Origin of the sequence: Paenibacillus sp. IHB B 3415 (genome assembly GCF_000802655.2) — a bacterium.
Classification (GTDB): domain Bacteria; phylum Bacillota; class Bacilli; order Paenibacillales; family Paenibacillaceae; genus Paenibacillus_AQ; species Paenibacillus_AQ phytohabitans.
Genome location: NZ_JUEI01000043.1, coordinates 119,675 through 135,551 on the forward strand (window position 1 = coordinate 119,675; position 15,877 = coordinate 135,551).

Here is a 15,877-nt window from a genome sequence, read left to right on the forward strand (position 1 = left end):
TGTTGTTATTTAATGTATAACTTACTATATATACCCCGACTAGACAAGGAAAATTTGCACATATAACTAACACGAGTGTTTTGGTATGAATAATTACATGCCCAACCTGTGGAAATACCTATATATAAAAAGAAAAACTGCGCTATTTGTATAGCGACAGCCATTTCTCGAGCTGATTTCTGAGAACTTCCCGGTAGTAGACCGGCTCCATAATCTCAGCTTCTTCCTCGTATCTCATAATCCAGTGAACAAAGCCAATATCCTGCTCCACCGCAACCTTAAAATGCAGACAGCGGTTCTGGCGGTCTACCCTGCTGGGCTTCACAAACATCTCCTCATGCTTAAGCCGCTCCATCATCCGTTCCGAGAACTTGACTTTGAATTCTACCTGCAGACTATCCTGGTCCAGAGACCACTTCTGCTCCATAAAAGCCTGTAAATCAAATTTATCCTTGGAGAACCAGCTGTCCAGCGGCTTCACACTGGAAAACCCGTTAATATGAAAAGTGCGGATGATCCCGAAGCGATGACAAAACCCAATCAAATGAAAACGATTCTCCAACGGGACCAGGCAGTAGGGATCAATTTTGATACCTTTTTCTTCATATGCATTCTCACTGTAGTCCGCCTGTATACTGCGCTGCTTCATCACGGCATCCAGAATGCCGGTCAGATAGAATGGCTGATCTCCATGAGATCCGCTTCTCTCCATCCAATGCTGACCCGCTTCCTTCTTCGCGCTCTCCATCGTTTCTTCCCTTTCTGCCTTTTGCTTATATTCTGCGGCCATCACTTTCTCATAGGCGTCTTCGAAATCCGGGGGCAGTAAAGGTTTGATATCCGTCATAATACTGCGCAAGTGTGAAAATGCGGCTGCTTCTTCTTCTGACCAATCCAAAGGGTACAGTGCAAAATTACCGATAAAAGCATATCCCTTACCGTGTCCCATATGGGTAATGGGGATATGCATGGCACTGAGCGCATCCATATCCCGGTAAATCGTTCTCTCACTGTTGCCGCATCGTTCCGCCAGCTCACGGGCCAGAATTCCCGGTTTGGCTTGAACTAGCGTAATAATGCGCATCAGCCGGATTAATCGGTCTGTCATTTTCAGTTCTCCTTGATTCATGGTAAAATAGACCCATTATTTTTAAATAAACTAGTTATATATATCTATAACCAAGGATGTAATAACCGAGATAAGAAAATATAATAGAACTATTTTACTATATTACCACATTTATATATTACACGATTCGTTATCTATTTCTGCGAATTGGATTCAAATTTTAACCTATATGTATGATCACTGCCTATTGTATCCCCGCTGCATTCCTTACATTTATCTCGTTACAACCTTTCCCAAGAGAGTCATCTCCACCTCAAGCTGCTTATAGAGTGCTTCCGCTTCCTTCACAAGCTGCATATCGCCGGAACGTGCAGCGAGCAGCAGCAATTTATCCGCCTGACGCCGCAGCTTCTCCGTGGAGACCTGCTGCTGATTTTGGGCTCTGGCCACTTCCCTTTCTGCTAATAATTCCTCCATTTTGAGCAGTTCTACATGCTTCTCTACATGAAAACAACACTGAGTGCCCAGTACATCCGTATGATGTGAATATTCCATTCCGAGCTTCTTGAGCGGCAGCTCACGTATACGTTCTACCGTGGGTTGTCTGTATTGCCACTGCAGCCAAAGCGCCTCATGTATGCCTGCAGGCATGCCTGACATCGTAAATTCCAAAGCAATAAACCTGCGTTGTCCGGAATGGATTTTGCCCAGCTTCAGCAGCAGTGAGCGGCCTTCTCCTTCTTCTGCTGTACACCCGTAGCATCCGGTCACCGTAACGTGGCTTTCCAGCCATACGCGCAGCTCAATCTCCCGGGCTACAACCTTTCGGCTTTTCTTGCGGAATTCCTCTCCTTGTGACACTCCCTTCCACTCCACGAGCAGGATAATATTCTTCGCACCTCCTGCTAAAATCCGATCCTGGCTCCAAGTAAATATGGGCTGAATACTTGCTTGCATATTTCCACCTCTTTCTTTTTTTGGGTCTTCTATTAATGTACCAATAATGGCGGACAACTCCTTGTCATGGAATATATGTTCGGTCCTATAATATCGACAAAAAAAGAGCCAACCTACCACTAAAGGTAATTGCCTCTTTGCGAAAGTCTATTATTTTGTCAAAATATGACGAACACAGTTTTGCGCATTATAGGCTTCTTGCCCGGTTAGCTAATTTTTCTTCCCTGAAAAAAAAGCCCAGCGCCCACTTGGCACACAGCAGTGAGAAGAGGAAGAACAGCAGTGCCCACAATATAGCCGGCAGCGGCGTTAATCTGGCCAAATTTGCTGCATCCCCCGCACGGGAAGGCGTCAGTACCGAAGCCGTTACCAGAAATAGCGTCCCCATTACGGACTCCTCCAGAGTCAGAAATGCAAGAAATAAATAATAATATTTGCTGACCTTCGGCCAAAGGAACAGCATAGCGGCATTCAGCAGAATAAAACCGCTCAGCCAAATCATCCCAAAGCCGCCCCGTACATAGAGCACCAGCATCACCAGCGCAACACCGCTGGCCATAATCAGCCCCCACTGCCGTTTGTCTCTACTATATAAATAGAAGAGCAGCAATGAGAATAGTGAAGCCAGAGGATAACCGGCCAGCGATACAAGAATTGCCCTCCCCCCTGCGGCAATCGCTGAATAGGTTACACCGCTATGGTCGGGATGCAGCTCTATCCGCAGCACACTCCCCGAGAGCAGCAGGGTTACCAGCGCATGGCCGAATTCGTGAAACATCGTATCCAGATTACGGAATAAGGATGAGAACGGAATAAACCGGGTCAACAGTGCAGAACCTGCCAGAAACAACAACGTTTTGAGCCATTTATTCACTCGAAGCAGCTCCTTTCCGTTCAAAGTATACGTTAATTTATGTGCACACTCAATATAATAGAAACCTTCATCTGATTTGCGCTGTATTACACATATGGTTACCTGCATAGACAGGAAGGGTAATTATGCCTAAAGCTGCCCGCACTGCCCAAATCAGGACCGGCTATGATAAAATAAGAATACAACAAGCCTATAACAGGTGGTGATCAGTAATGAACAAACGCGCAACAAGAAATATGATAAAGCTGCTGGGGTCGGCCTTGCTGCTGCTCGGGATTTCTTTCACTTATGATATCCCTGCGGCCAAAGCCAACTATTTCACTGATTTATATAATGGACTACAGAGCTTCTCGGAGCTGCCCGGTGAAGTCAACAAACTGCAGGAGAGCTATCAGCAGACGGCGGAGGAACTGCAGAAAACGAAGGACGAGCTGGGGCAGACCAAGGACCAGCTGGACCAGTCTCTGCAGCAAATGACGACCTACCAGGCCCAGAATGCCGCGCTGCAGGAACAGAACCGCCAGCTCAGCCAGGTCGTCGATGAACTGAAGAATGACCGTACGGCACGGGAAAATTACTATAACCGGATCAAGGTGACTGTGATCACCGGACTTGCTCTTATCCTGGGTTATTTCCTGCTGATCCGGCTGCTGCGCTTCACCATGCGCCACCGTTCCAGAAGAAGCGACCGGCTGCGTTAAGGCCGGAGGAAGAAGCGCATGTACACGGCACTGCACGAGGGGAGCATAAGGAATGAATGTTGATGTCCAGGATGAAGGCGACAGTGGCAGCGGACAGGCCGTTGCTTTTACCGTCGCAGAGAATGAAGAGGTTCATGTGCTCCATCCGCAGCAGATTATAGCCTATCAAGGCCCCTCTTCAGGACGGGCGGACCGGCTGATGGATGTGAAGGGCATGTACCGCAAACGGAAGCTGATCCGCTCGGATATCACCGGCCCCTGCCGGTTCGTCGCTGCATTGCCGCCCGGTTACCGGGTCAAGACGCTGCAGCACCGGCTGATGGATGTGAAGGGCATGTACCGCAAACGGAAGCTGATCCGCTCGGATATCACCGGCCCCTGCCGGTTCGTCGCTGCATTGCCGCCCGGTTACCGGGTCAAGACGCTGCAGCTCGACGGCAAGAGCGATCTGCTCTATGATTTCAGGCATCTGTTCTTCTACAGCAAGGGAGTCACCATGCAGACCAGAGTACTGAATATGAAGAATATGCTGATTACCCGGGATATCGTCAAGGTGAAATTCTCCGGTCATGGCAGCATCGGCATTCTGACAGAAGGCACAGTCTGTGAAGCCGAGCTTGATCCGTTTGATCCGCTGTACGTCGATGCCGGCAGTATTATTGCCTATCCCGAGAATGCCCGGCTTGAGCTTACGGTCTACGGCAATCATCTCGCCAGCCAGCATATGAGCTATCACTGGAAGATGACCGGCCACGGGCCTGTGCTGTTCCAGGCCGGACGCCAGAGCAGACGTTTTCAGCGGGATAATAATGAAGACGGCATTATCAAACGCTTCCTGCGCGAGGCGTTGCCGTTTGGCGGAGTATTTATCAAGTAAACCTGCCGGGATATACGGCGATACTGCAAAGAGCGCCCGTGCGGATACCGCGGGCCCCGTGCGGATACCGCGGGCGCTCTTCTTATATACTTTGTTACGATTTAAGCCAGGTAAGCATTCAGCATCCAGGCCGTTTTCTCTACGCTTGTTCTAATACCGATCAGCAGGTCAGCAGTAGGCTGGTCGCTAAGCTCTTCGGCAGCAGAGATCGCCTGCTTCAGCTCTTCGGCTACTACAGTGAAGTCCTTAATCAACTGGGCAACCATATCCTTCGCGCTTTCTCCGCCGGCGGCTTCCTTCAGTCCGGAGAGGGCCAGATATTGGGTCATGGTTGAAGCCGGTTGTCCGCCAATGGCGAGCAAGCGTTCAGCCAGCTCATCCACATAACCGGCAGCTTCATTGTACAGCTCTTCAAATTTCTCATGCAGCGTGAAGAATTGTGCTCCGCTGACATACCAGTGGTAATGATGCAGCTTCACTCCAAGCAGAGTCCAGTTCGCTGTCTGACGGTTCAGGGCAGCATGCAATTCAGTTTGGCTTTTAACTTGTGTACTCATTCTAATAACCTCCTGGGATGTGTATTTATTTGTTATTATTGTATTTAGACTCGTTCTAAATCTACATACAATTTAACACAGATCAAGCCTTAATGCAACTCTGTTTTATGATATAGGGTTACTGCAAATTCTAGCATTCCCCTTTCGAACCTCCTATTATTTCGGTCACAATGCTGTAAAAGAACCATTATTGACATAAGTCACCCCGTCCGGCAGAGAAGCTCACATTTATCCTAAACCGATGTGATATCTGTCTCCGCCGCCTTCCCCTTCCCGCTCCGGAAGATCGCCCGCATCTCGTCCCGTTTGGTCTTGGGGCTGAGTACATATACTGTATCGCCCGGTTCAATAACCGTGCTGCCATGCGGCGTCACGATGCTCTTGTTGCGGATAATCGCGGTGAACAGGATATCATCCGGCAGGCCGATCTGCGCAATCTGCATCCCGGCAATCGGCATATGCCGGTCAATCCCGATGTGGTTAAATTCGGAATCCGTCTTGCCAAGGGCCACGAGCTCCATCAGCGACGGCTGGGATGCATCCTCCCGGCCTACCAGCCTAAGCCGTGATGCCAAGGGCGAAATGGTCGTTCCCTGAATGACCGCCGAGGTCAGGACTACGAAGAAAACGACATTGAAGAACAGCCGGCCCTGCGGAAGCCCCGCGAGCAGCGGGTAGGTCGCAAGCACAATGGGGACGGCGCCCCTGAGTCCGGCCCAGGAGATCAGTGTCTTTTCGCGGAAGGAGAACTTGGCAAACAGCAGACTGATGAATACACCCGCAGGTCTTGCTACTACCATTAGAATAACGGACAGCAGTAAACCCTGCCAAGCAATATCCGCCAGCTCCTGGGGAAAGACCAGCAGCCCGAGCAGGATGAACATGGCAATCTGCATCATCCAGGCAAAGCCGTGATTGAAATTCATGATCGTACGGTGATACATCAGCTCGGAGTTCCCCAGCACCAGCCCCATAACATAGACGGCAAGCAGACCGCTGCTGTGGACCATCGCCGAAACCCCGTAGGTCAGAACCGCAAAGCCGATGGCCATCACCGGATACAGCCCGGTAGAGTCCAGATTGATCCGGTTGATCAGATATGTAGCCAGCTTACCGATAAGAATCCCCAGCAGGAGACCGATCCCCATCTCCCAGAAGAAGGAGAGCACCAGACTCCAGATTGCAGTATCAGGATGCTGTATCCATTCGATCAGGGAGACGGTGAGAAATACCGCCATCGGATCGTTGCTGCCGGATTCTGCTTCGAGTGTAGAGGTCAGGCGTTTATCAATGTTTTTGCCGCCCAGTACTGAGAACACCGCAGCCGCATCCGTCGAGCCGACAATCGCCCCGAACAGGAAGCTCTCCGCCCACGGCACGCCTAATATAAATCTGGCAAAAACACCGACAACTCCCGTTGTCAAAAGCACACCTGCCGTAGCCAGCGACAGCGCCGGCTTCATGACCGGACGGATATCCTTCATACTCGTCTGCATTCCGCCTTCAAACAGAATAACCACAAGCGCAAAAATCCCGGCGATCTGTGTTAATGAAGCGTTGTTGAAATAAATGAAATGGCTGAGCACCATCCCGGCAGCGATAAACAGAACCAGTGCGGGCATACCAAAACGGGTGGAGAATTTGGTGGACAGCACGCCTACCAGCAGCAAGGCCGCCAGCAGCAGAATAATTTGATCTGCAAGATGAGTCATCGATCCGGTTCACCCCTTTTCCATTCTTACTTCGCAGCAAAAAACCCCGGTGGCTTGTTAAATCCACGGAGCTTATTATGCCGTCCTTTATTCTCTTGAATACACCTGCAGCTCCTGAATCGACCAATAGTTGCCTCCGGAACCTGTCTGCTGTATGCGGATATAACGGGTTTGGACCTGGGAAAAAGCAATCCTGGTCAACTCCAGCTTCCCTTTGCCGGATGCTACCTGTTTCCAGCTCTTGGCATCATCGGATACCTGGACGGTATATCCCCGCGGATAATCATACGACGATAAAGTATAAATCAGCTCTATGGCTTCTATTGCATGTGCTGCACCTAAATCAATCTGGAAGTATTCACCTGATGCCTGATGTTTACCGGTATCCCAGCGTGTGCGCCGGTCTCCGTCAATGGCACTCTCCGGCTTCGAGGCTGCCGTGTTCACATTAGACGTAACCTTCCAGCCGGTCCGGTCCAGCGGGACGAGTCCGGTTGCTGTAATCTGTGTCTTCTCCGACATGACGCCAGAACCTGACACTCTTACCGCATAAGTATACAATGTGCCCTCCTGCAGTTTGCTGTCAGTGTACTCTGTGCTCTGCACACCTGCCGCAATCACTTTCAGTTCACTGCCCGGGCCGTCGGCCCGGAGCACTTCATAGCTTGCCCCGGGAGCCTCCAGCCAGCTCAGATGCATCGACAGCCCTTTGACTGCCGCGGCCTTGAAGCCTTGCGGCGCCACATCCGCTACTTCGGAAGAGGGCTGCAGAATATACTGCACCGCCTCACCCGGAGCCAGCGTTTCGGTGAATTCCAGCACAGGTGTAGCAGTCCTGCCCGACATATAGCTGCGTGCCTCTTCATAAGTATCTCCGCGGCCAAAGCGTTCACCCTCATATACGGTCTTCTCCGGCATGGTCACCTTTACTTTAACGGTCTGCTCGGTTTCTTCGAAGTTGACAAAGTTCACAAGCAGCTTGTTGGATGTGGCTCCGCTGCCTGCCAGAGGCTCAAGGGTGGAAGTGTCTACCGCCCGTACATACACCAGTTTGTCAGCCAAATCATCTTTGTTCGTAATCTGATAGCTCAGCGGCGCCCCGTGTGTGGCATAAGCCAGATCCAGCCGGCGCATAATACTTACGCGTGAGTCTTCACCTTCTTTGGTATAATAAATCTCTGTAGCTCCCGGATCATGCTCCTCCAGGTTAAAGCCGTACTTGAACAGACTGAAGTTCTTGAAGAAAGCGGCATGCTGCACAAACATATCGGCATATCCGATATGCCCCCGCATAATCCGGTCAAACACTGCCGCAGTCCGCTCGGACGCGCCGTATTGATAGGCATCCACATGAGTATCCGAGGTGCCGAATTCGGTGGTGAGCATTTTTTTGCTGAGGCCGTCTACGGCTCCCCCAAAGGTCTTCAGGTTCTCTGTAAAGCTGCCTCCATTGCTGAAAATGTACGATTCACCATAGGAATGCCCATTGGTCAAATCCGTTACTTCCTCCAGTTCGTTCCGCTGCTCCGGGTCCCGTTCCCAGCCGTCCGGATCTCCGCACTGCTTGAGCGTCCCCTTCTGATTACCGCAGGAGTCTTCGCTGTACCCCGGCCAGTATGCCCAGCCCGGGGCCACCGTCTGCAGATGCGGTGCGATCGTCTTGCCTTTCTTATTCAGCCAGTCGGCTATCGCCAGATTGACTGCTTTGGAACGGTTGAACAGTCCAGGCTCATTATCCACCTCATAATACTGGAAATACTGGCCGTACTGCTTGAAATAATCGGTCAGCTTCTTCTCCGCATCATCCGGCAGTGAACCGTCTTCCTTGAGCTTGATATCACCCGTGTACAGATAGAGGGCAACAGCCTGCATATTATAATCCTTCAGGACCTCGTAGTACTCCCCCATATTCTCACAGGATCTGCCCACATCGCTGGCACAGCTGGTCCGCATAATGTTGCCGCTGTAGGCTAAACCCAGCCATTTCATAATATAAGGCAAATGCGTAACTGCACCTTCGTCAAAATAGAACTGTTTGTTGTTGACCATGGTTCCGGTCAGCGTATAACTCCCGTGAATCGGCTCCTTGACCGAAGTTTTCAGTGCTTCCAGACTAAGGTTATCCCATGTCCACCAGTTGTACTTATCCTCCGCAGCCGAGGAATAGATCCCGCGCGCTGCCCGCAGCGTCAGCTCGTTGGTTCCGCTGATGAGCTGTTCTTTGGGAATGTACAGCTCATAGGTTTTGCGGAAATCGTATTTACTGTCCGTACCGTCCACACCGGCAATCTGAATAATCCCTGACAGCTGCCGGTTGGAGAATACGCTCATCTGCGGTACGGATTTATAGGCATCAAGGATGCTGACACGAAATAAGACCCCGTTAACCGGGATCTTATCCAGCTTGTAGGTAATCCGCAGTTCAGGATTGGTAGCGCCGTGCAGCCCGGACGGGATACTCTGAAGCTCCGCCGTCTTCGCTGCGGTTGAAGCAACGCTGAATACCCCCTTGGCCCCGTTTGATCCGGCTGCTGCAAACTCTGCGGCTGAACCGTCATGCTGGCCAAGCTTCCATAGCACAGTCCCCTCCGGAACTGCGGGACCCGCATCCTTGGCCGCAGATAATTCCGACATGTCAACTTCCACCTCGCCGTTATTTGTCCCATCCTCTCCGAAGACAGAAACGGACAACAGAAACAAGATGATCAATGCTGCAAATTTTAGTAGTAAATGAATGGGTTTATTTCTCTTTGTTTTGAGTCTAGTCCTCATTCCCTTGTCCTCACTTTCTTCCAGGGTGGCTGTAATGTACCGGTTTCCGTAGAGCCTCATTCGTCATGACCAGCTTCATTCCTCAAGGAAGAGTCAGCGCGTTCTGGGGAATCACCGCCTGCTTCTGGCGCGGGCTTTGCCACATCAGACGGACGCTTGCGTCACCGTGATTCTCATAATACTCCACTTTTATATCGTAGGCAGTTGCGGCTGTAAGAGTTATACTTCCCTCCCGGCTGACACCGCTTTGCTTCTTCCAGCTGTCAATGATCAGCTTGCCGCCGATCCACACACGGATGCCGTCATCGGAAGAGGCTGTAAAAGTATACTTTTCACTGTAGACTGGCTTGATCTTACCGGTCCAGCGTACGGAAAAAGAGTCCTTGCCGATTCCCGGCGCCGGTGAATCCCCATGCCAGTTGAAGTCAATCCTGTTATCATTCCGGGTAAGCAGCGGTTTGCCGGACAGCTCCGTATTGCCGAAATATTGCCCCTTGAGACCGTTGCGCGATACCGCAACAATTGTGTTGATCTGAGCATTCAGTGCCAGCTTGTAATCATCCCGTGATACGGTGTACTTATTGCTCATAAAGCTTTGAATTTTCTGAAGATTATTATTCTCGAGCAGCATTTTCCCCCATGTCATCGTATATACCCATTTACTCTGGGTTTGAGACAATATTACAGGGTCTGGAAGCTCTCCGCTCTCCCCGATACCGATGGGTTTGCCGTCAGCCAGCTTCAGAAGGTTCTCGTAATAGGATTGCTTAAAGTCATTGTTATAAATATCGGCTGCCAGTACATCCACCTTGGAGGCACCCGGATAATAATTACTGTAAGGCTTTGCCCACTCATTTGGCGCATTCGGGTTCCATACCCATAGCAGGTTATTCAGCTTATGTGTGTTCACCATACGGTCGTACACTATATCCCACAGCTGGGCAAAGTTATCCTTGTGCCCCCACCAGAACCAGTTGCCGTTCATTTCATGATATGGACGCCATAAAACCGGAACTCCGGCATCCCGCAGTTCTCCCAAGTACCCGGCTACCTCATCCAGCTCGGCGATCAGAGCTTTGTACTGCGGAGTTCCCGGAGTAACGTATGCGTCAAATTTGTCCTGGCTCAGATTCATTTTCACATTAGCCCATTCGGGAGAGGTTCCCGGCAGATTCTGATGGAAGGTCATCGCTACAATGCCTCCGCCTTTGTACCACTTAATGGCACTGTCTACGACAGCCTGACGCTGCCTGGCAATGGTCTCCTCGGACTGGTTGTTGATGGCTCCCAGCTCGTAGCCGTGCAGAACGGCGTACTGTCCGCTTGCGTTCTTAAGCTTATTATTGAATTCATCGGGGCTCTCCAGGTAATCATGCTGGCCGGAGATCATGCCCTTGCCGCTGAGATCGGACAGATAGCTGAGCAGTGCAGCAGCTTCCTTGGAAGCGGAGGGATTAACGGGTTTGATGGAAGCGGCAGGAGTGTTTACGGGGCGTGCTACGGGAAGACTGCGCGCCTCCCCCCATGGCAGAAGTGAAAGGATAAGGATAATTGGAATAATTGTTGTATATAGCCTGTACTTACGGTAAGTGTTCAATATAATCTCCTTTCCCCGGGTTTCACTGCCGCCTTAGGCGTGCAGGTATGCAGTTCTCTGTTAAGAGGCTGCAATGAATTAACCGGATGGTCTATAGCTTAGTAGCCCTGCTAATAGCAGGGCCATTAAGATTGGACTTTATAGGATTTAGAATTGTAACGTCTTAACCAGTATCAGCGCCAATAATGAATACAGCTGCGGGGGTATGATCCTAGGAAGCGGAAGGGAGAAACAGTGCGCTCGCGGGAACCGTTGCCTTAACTTGGCTCGGACTCTCCCACATCAGGCGTGCTCTGGCATCTCCTTGATTCTCGTAGTACTCCACTTGTATATCATATAGCTGACCGGCTGTCAGGCTTATGCTTCCTGTGCGTTCGGTCCCGCTCTGCTTCATCCAGCTGTCAATCACAAGCTCACCATTGATCCGTACGCGGATGCCGTCATCTGAAGTGGTATAAATCTGATAAGTCTCAGTATATAGCGGCTTGAGCTTACCGCTCCAGCGTACAGAGAAGAAATCTATGCCAATTGCGGCATCCGGCGTGCCTTGACGCCAGTTGAAGTCAAGCACTGCATCGGTACGTACCACTGCCGGAGCACCAGACAACGTCATATTATTGAAATATTCCGCAACCATCCCGTTCGCCGCCGGAGCCTCAGCCGTAAGATTCTCCGGTGATGGAGCTTCTGCCGGCGTTGGTGCCAGTGTCGGCGTTGGTGCCGCTGTTGGCGTTGGTGCCGCTGGTGCCGCTGTTGGCGTTGGTGCCGCTGTTGGCGTTGGTGCCGCTGTTGGCGTTGCTGTTGGCACCGGTGTTGGTGTTGATACTGGTAATGGCGTTGCTGTTGGTACTGGTGTTGCAGTCACAGCAGGAGCATCCAAAGCTGCTTTGCTGGCTGAAGAAGCAGCCGTGTTCACAAATAACGCGCTTGTAGGGACAGTTGCCTTCGCCTGGCTTGGACTCTGCCACATCAGACGGATATTGGCATCGCCGGCATTCTCGTAATACTCCACTTTAATATCATACAGCCGGCCTGCTTGCAGGTTTATGCTTCCTGTACGCTCGGTACCACTCTGTTTGGTCCAGCTGTCGATTACAGCTGTGCCGTCAATATAGACGCGGATACCGTCATCGGATGTAGTGATAATCTGATAGGTTTCACTGAAAGACGGTTTGATCTGACCCGTCCAGCGGATAGAGAAGCTATCCACTCCGAGCTTCGCATCCGGCGCTGCCTGGCGCCAGTTAAAGTTCAGCAGCGCATCATTCCGGACCAGAACCGGAGTGCCCGAAAGCGTCATGTTCTTGTAGTATTCCCCCTGAAGACCATTCTTGCCGACGGGGGCCGTCACAGTATCATTGGAAGCAGGGGGCGGCGTCAGTATCGGTATCGGCATTGCAGTCGGTATCGGCGCTGGTGTTGCTGTCGGTACCGGCGTTGGCGTTGCTGTCGGTACCGGCGTTGGCGTTGCTGTTGGTACCGGCGTTGGTGTTGCTGTTGGTACCGGCGTTGGTGTTGCTGTTGGTTGCGGTGAAGCCGCCGCAAATGTGCCTGCTTTATAATCGTCCCGGGTCACAGTATAGCTGTCGCTCATGAAGCCTTTGATGGTAGCATCGGTGTTGGTTTCATACAGCATTTTTCCCCAGCTCATCATATATACCCAATTTTTCTGGGAGAGCTGCAGCTTTGCCGTGCTTGGCATTTGTCCATTCTCGCCAATGGCAATCGGTTTGCCATTCGCAAGGGCGAGCAGGCTGTCATGGTATTTATTCATATAATCGTTCTCATATATATCTGCCGCGAGTACATCCACCTTGTCAGCCCCCGGATAGGTCAGCGCATAAGGATCAGACCAGGCATTGGGTGCATTGGGGTTCCATACCCACAGCAGGTTGTTTAATTTATGAACGTTCACGAAACGGTCATACATAATATTCCAAAGCGCAGCAAAGTTATTTTTCTTCCCCCACCAGAACCAGTTACCGTTCATTTCGTGGTAAGGTCTCCATAGTACGGGCACACCAGCATCCCGCAGACTTTTAAGTGAAACTGCCACTTTGTCCAGATCTGCAATCAATGCAGTGTACTGTGTTGTACCCGGAGTAATATATTTATTGAATTCCGCCTGGCTCAGCGGTTTCTGAACATTGGACCAGAGGTATGCGGTACCGGGCAGATTCTCATGAAAAGTCATGGCTACAATGCCGCCGCCCTTATACCAGTTGATCGCGCTGTTCACCACATTTCTGCGCTGCGCCGCTGCTGTACTTTCCGATTGCCCGCTAATTACGCCCAGTTCATAGCCGTGAAGAGCAGCATATTGTCCGCTGGTTCCCTTCAGCTTGTTGCTGAATTCGTCCGGACTTTCCAGATAGTCATGTTGGCCGGTAATAATGCCTTTTCCAGTGATAGAATACAGATCATCCAGCAATCTGACTGCTTCGGTTGAAGCCTCCGGATTAACGGGCGCTTTGGAACTAGATGCAGCTTCTGCAGATGAAGGCATTCCGCCGAGTCCCAGAGGTACTGCAGTCAATAAAAGGGCCAGAGACAGCACAGTGCACAGCAAACGAGACTTACGGTAAGTTATCAAAATCCATCTTCCTTTCGGTAGCCAGGCTGCCACTCTTGCGAAGGCCCTATAGCTTTGCGTCCCTATCTTTCGATTAGGTTTGCCTTTGTCGTATTGAAGGATTAATCCCTCTTACCGTAAGTATCGTCCCTATTTAGTTTTAATTTAGAGCAAAAATGAAATTTTCTTAATAATTGGTTCTTAATACCTGTTTTGGATTTGTAACAATTGGTTATATAGATAGATTAGACCTACGAAATGAATTGCTGCAAGGCGATATCTTCCCAATCCAGGGTGATTCGGATGTTATCTTCCTCCACCAGCTCAGAGCCGGTCTGCACTTCGATAAATTCCATATCTGTCAATGCCAGGATCGCATGCTTGGTGCCTTCCGGAATCCGTACGACATCCCCCGCCTTCACATTATGCATTTTCTCATTGAGCACAATGCTGGCTTCACCGCTGACAATCGTCCAGATTTCACTGCGTTTGTGATGCAGCTGATAGCTGATATTTTTACCTTCAGAGATAAAGATCCGCTTCGTCAGCACCTCATTGCCTTCCGCATATTTCACATAATCAATTACCTTGTAGTGGCCCCAGCGGCGTTCTTCGTACATCGGTCTTTGTTCAAAAGATTTCAGCACTTCCTTAATGCGCGGGCTCTCCGCCTTGTGCGTAACCAGAATTCCGTCCGGGCTGGCGGCGATAATCAGATCCTTCGCCCCGATCACGGTGATCGGAATGTCCAGTTCGTTGATCAGGCAGGTGCCTTCGGAATCAGCAGTGACGAAGCCTTTGCCGACATGATTGCTGGTCATTTCTTCGGTCAGCGTATTCCAGGTGCCCAGATCCTTCCAGAATCCGGCGTAAGGCTGAACCACGATATTCTCTTCTTTTTCCACCACTTCATAATCAAAACTGATGGAAGCCAGCAGTTTATACTGCTTCTGCAGTTCCTCATAGTTCAGCGGCAGTCCTTTGCGCTGCAGAATATCCAGCAGATAACCTAGACGGAAAGCGAACACGCCGCAGTTCCAGAGTGCGTTCCGGCTGATTAGCTCCTCAGCCTGCTTGCGGTCCGGCTTCTCCTGGAAGTGGCTCACCTGCAGATACCCGCTCGCTCCCGCTTCGGCGCTGGTAGGAATGATATAGCCGTATTTCTCGGAGGCATGCTCCGGAACTACGCCCATCAGCGCCAGATTGGCGCCGCTCTCCAGCATCGTGCTCTCCAGCTGCAGAACGGTATCGAAGAAGGACGACTCCACATAAGGATCGACGGGCAGGATGGCTACCGTCTCGCTTGGTGAAACACCGGCGATCGAATACAGGTAAGCTGCTGTCAATGCAATGGCAGGGAAGGTATCGCGCCGCTCCGGCTCAACGATAATCGGCACCCCGCTGCCCAGCTGGCTCTGAATCATCTCTACCTGGCTGCGGCCGGTAGCCAGGTAGGACGATTCCGCCATTCCTGTCTCCTGCAGCTGTCTCCATACCCGCTGTACCATGGATTCCGGTTCACCTGCCGGGCTTTCCAGTACTTTCAGAAATTGCTTCGAACGTGAATCATTGGACAAAGGCCAGAGCCGTTTACCAGAACCGCCTGATAGAAGTACTAGTTTCATAAGTGAACCCTCCTAAGTTTATGTGATGTCGCCAAAATATCGGATTGTTATTGGGAGCTGGCTGCGTTTCGGAAGCTGAAAGACTGGCTGTTATGAGTGTCACTGCAAGGAATGTTTGGGCCTCCGGCCGCTGCCCGTCTCCAGATTTCCTGATTTAAACCGCTCATCGCGGTAGAAATCCGGAGACAAAGGCGTACGCATTCGCTCCTACAGTTCCAAAATTCCTCTCCGTTCCGTTACATAACAGCTGGCTTATTCGCTTCGCCCGCAGGCGAAGCTCCCGGCTAAAGATCCGGCTATTGCCGCTTGGTTGAGCGGCAATTGAATTAACTGCTGCCGCCTGCTTTAGCGGCGGCAAAGCCATTCACGCTTGTTCCAAGGCGGCGCCGCTCAACTAAGCGGCGGTGAGAGATTTAAGGGATTAAGTGCATCTTGTTCCAAGGGATTTCCGCTCGCTGTAGCAGCGGGGGGAACACAACACTCTTGTTCCAAGGTTTTACGTTCACTTACGCGGCGGTGGAATCAAGAGCACTAATGCCCCTCATTTTCTCCTTTGGCCCACAT

At 50.9% G+C, this 15,877-nt stretch carries 11 protein-coding genes and 1 riboswitch; of the genes, 2 read left to right on the plus strand and 9 right to left on the minus strand.

Translation table 11 applies throughout. The features are described 5' to 3' along the window. Positions 1-142: 142 nt before the first annotated feature. From QW71_RS19505 to QW71_RS19515, 3 genes are all read right to left on the minus strand, one after another. Positions 143-1,108 carry a YafY family protein gene (locus QW71_RS19505; protein WP_039302247.1) on the minus strand — a complete coding sequence of 322 codons (966 nt, stop codon included), beginning with the start codon at positions 1,106-1,108 and terminating at the stop codon, positions 143-145. Between the two features lie 234 nt (positions 1,109-1,342). After that, positions 1,343-2,026, minus strand: coding sequence for a hypothetical protein (locus QW71_RS19510; RefSeq protein WP_039302250.1), 684 nt, complete (start codon positions 2,024-2,026; stop codon positions 1,343-1,345). A 187-nt stretch (positions 2,027-2,213) separates the two neighbouring features. After that, entirely contained in the window at positions 2,214-2,900 is a 687-nt protein-coding gene (locus QW71_RS19515; RefSeq protein ID WP_039302253.1) for a M50 family metallopeptidase, read from the minus strand. Positions 2,901-3,112: 212 nt separating this feature from the next. Here QW71_RS19515 and QW71_RS19520 point away from each other — a divergent pair, with 212 nt between their 5' ends. After that, the gene (locus tag QW71_RS19520; RefSeq protein ID WP_039302255.1) at positions 3,113-3,601 is read left to right on the plus strand and encodes a hypothetical protein; all 489 of its coding nucleotides are present in this window, start codon (positions 3,113-3,115) and stop codon (positions 3,599-3,601) included. Between the two features lie 52 nt (positions 3,602-3,653). After that, entirely contained in the window at positions 3,654-4,478 is an 825-nt protein-coding gene (locus QW71_RS19525) for an AIM24 family protein (protein ID WP_039302258.1), read from the plus strand. Between the two features lie 101 nt (positions 4,479-4,579). Here QW71_RS19525 and QW71_RS19530 read toward each other — a convergent pair whose 3' ends face one another. From QW71_RS19530 to QW71_RS19560, 6 genes are all read right to left on the minus strand, one after another. Then, a complete protein-coding gene (locus QW71_RS19530; RefSeq protein ID WP_039302261.1) occupies positions 4,580-5,035 on the minus strand; it encodes a Dps family protein in 456 nt (151 codons plus the stop codon). Between the two features lie 233 nt (positions 5,036-5,268). Continuing rightward, positions 5,269-6,747: a potassium/proton antiporter gene (locus tag QW71_RS19535; RefSeq protein ID WP_039302264.1), complete on the minus strand. Its 1,479-nt coding sequence runs from the start codon at positions 6,745-6,747 to the stop codon at positions 5,269-5,271. An 87-nt stretch (positions 6,748-6,834) separates the two neighbouring features. Further along, a complete protein-coding gene (locus QW71_RS19540) occupies positions 6,835-9,381 on the minus strand; it encodes a discoidin domain-containing protein (RefSeq protein WP_039302268.1) in 2,547 nt (848 codons plus the stop codon). A gap of 220 nt (positions 9,382-9,601) precedes the next feature. Continuing rightward, positions 9,602-11,116, minus strand: a complete 1,515-nt coding sequence (locus tag QW71_RS19545; RefSeq protein WP_047013861.1) for a glycosyl hydrolase — start codon at positions 11,114-11,116, stop codon at positions 9,602-9,604. 211 nt (positions 11,117-11,327) lie between these two features. Continuing rightward, positions 11,328-13,709 carry a PA14 domain-containing protein gene (locus QW71_RS19555; protein WP_235441502.1) on the minus strand — a complete coding sequence of 794 codons (2,382 nt, stop codon included), beginning with the start codon at positions 13,707-13,709 and terminating at the stop codon, positions 11,328-11,330. 13 nt (positions 13,710-13,722) lie between these two features. Continuing rightward, positions 13,723-13,803, minus strand: a riboswitch (cyclic di-GMP riboswitch). A gap of 136 nt (positions 13,804-13,939) precedes the next feature. Next, positions 13,940-15,313, minus strand: coding sequence for a sugar phosphate nucleotidyltransferase (locus QW71_RS19560; RefSeq protein WP_039302273.1), 1,374 nt, complete (start codon positions 15,311-15,313; stop codon positions 13,940-13,942). Positions 15,314-15,877 lie beyond the last annotated feature (564 nt).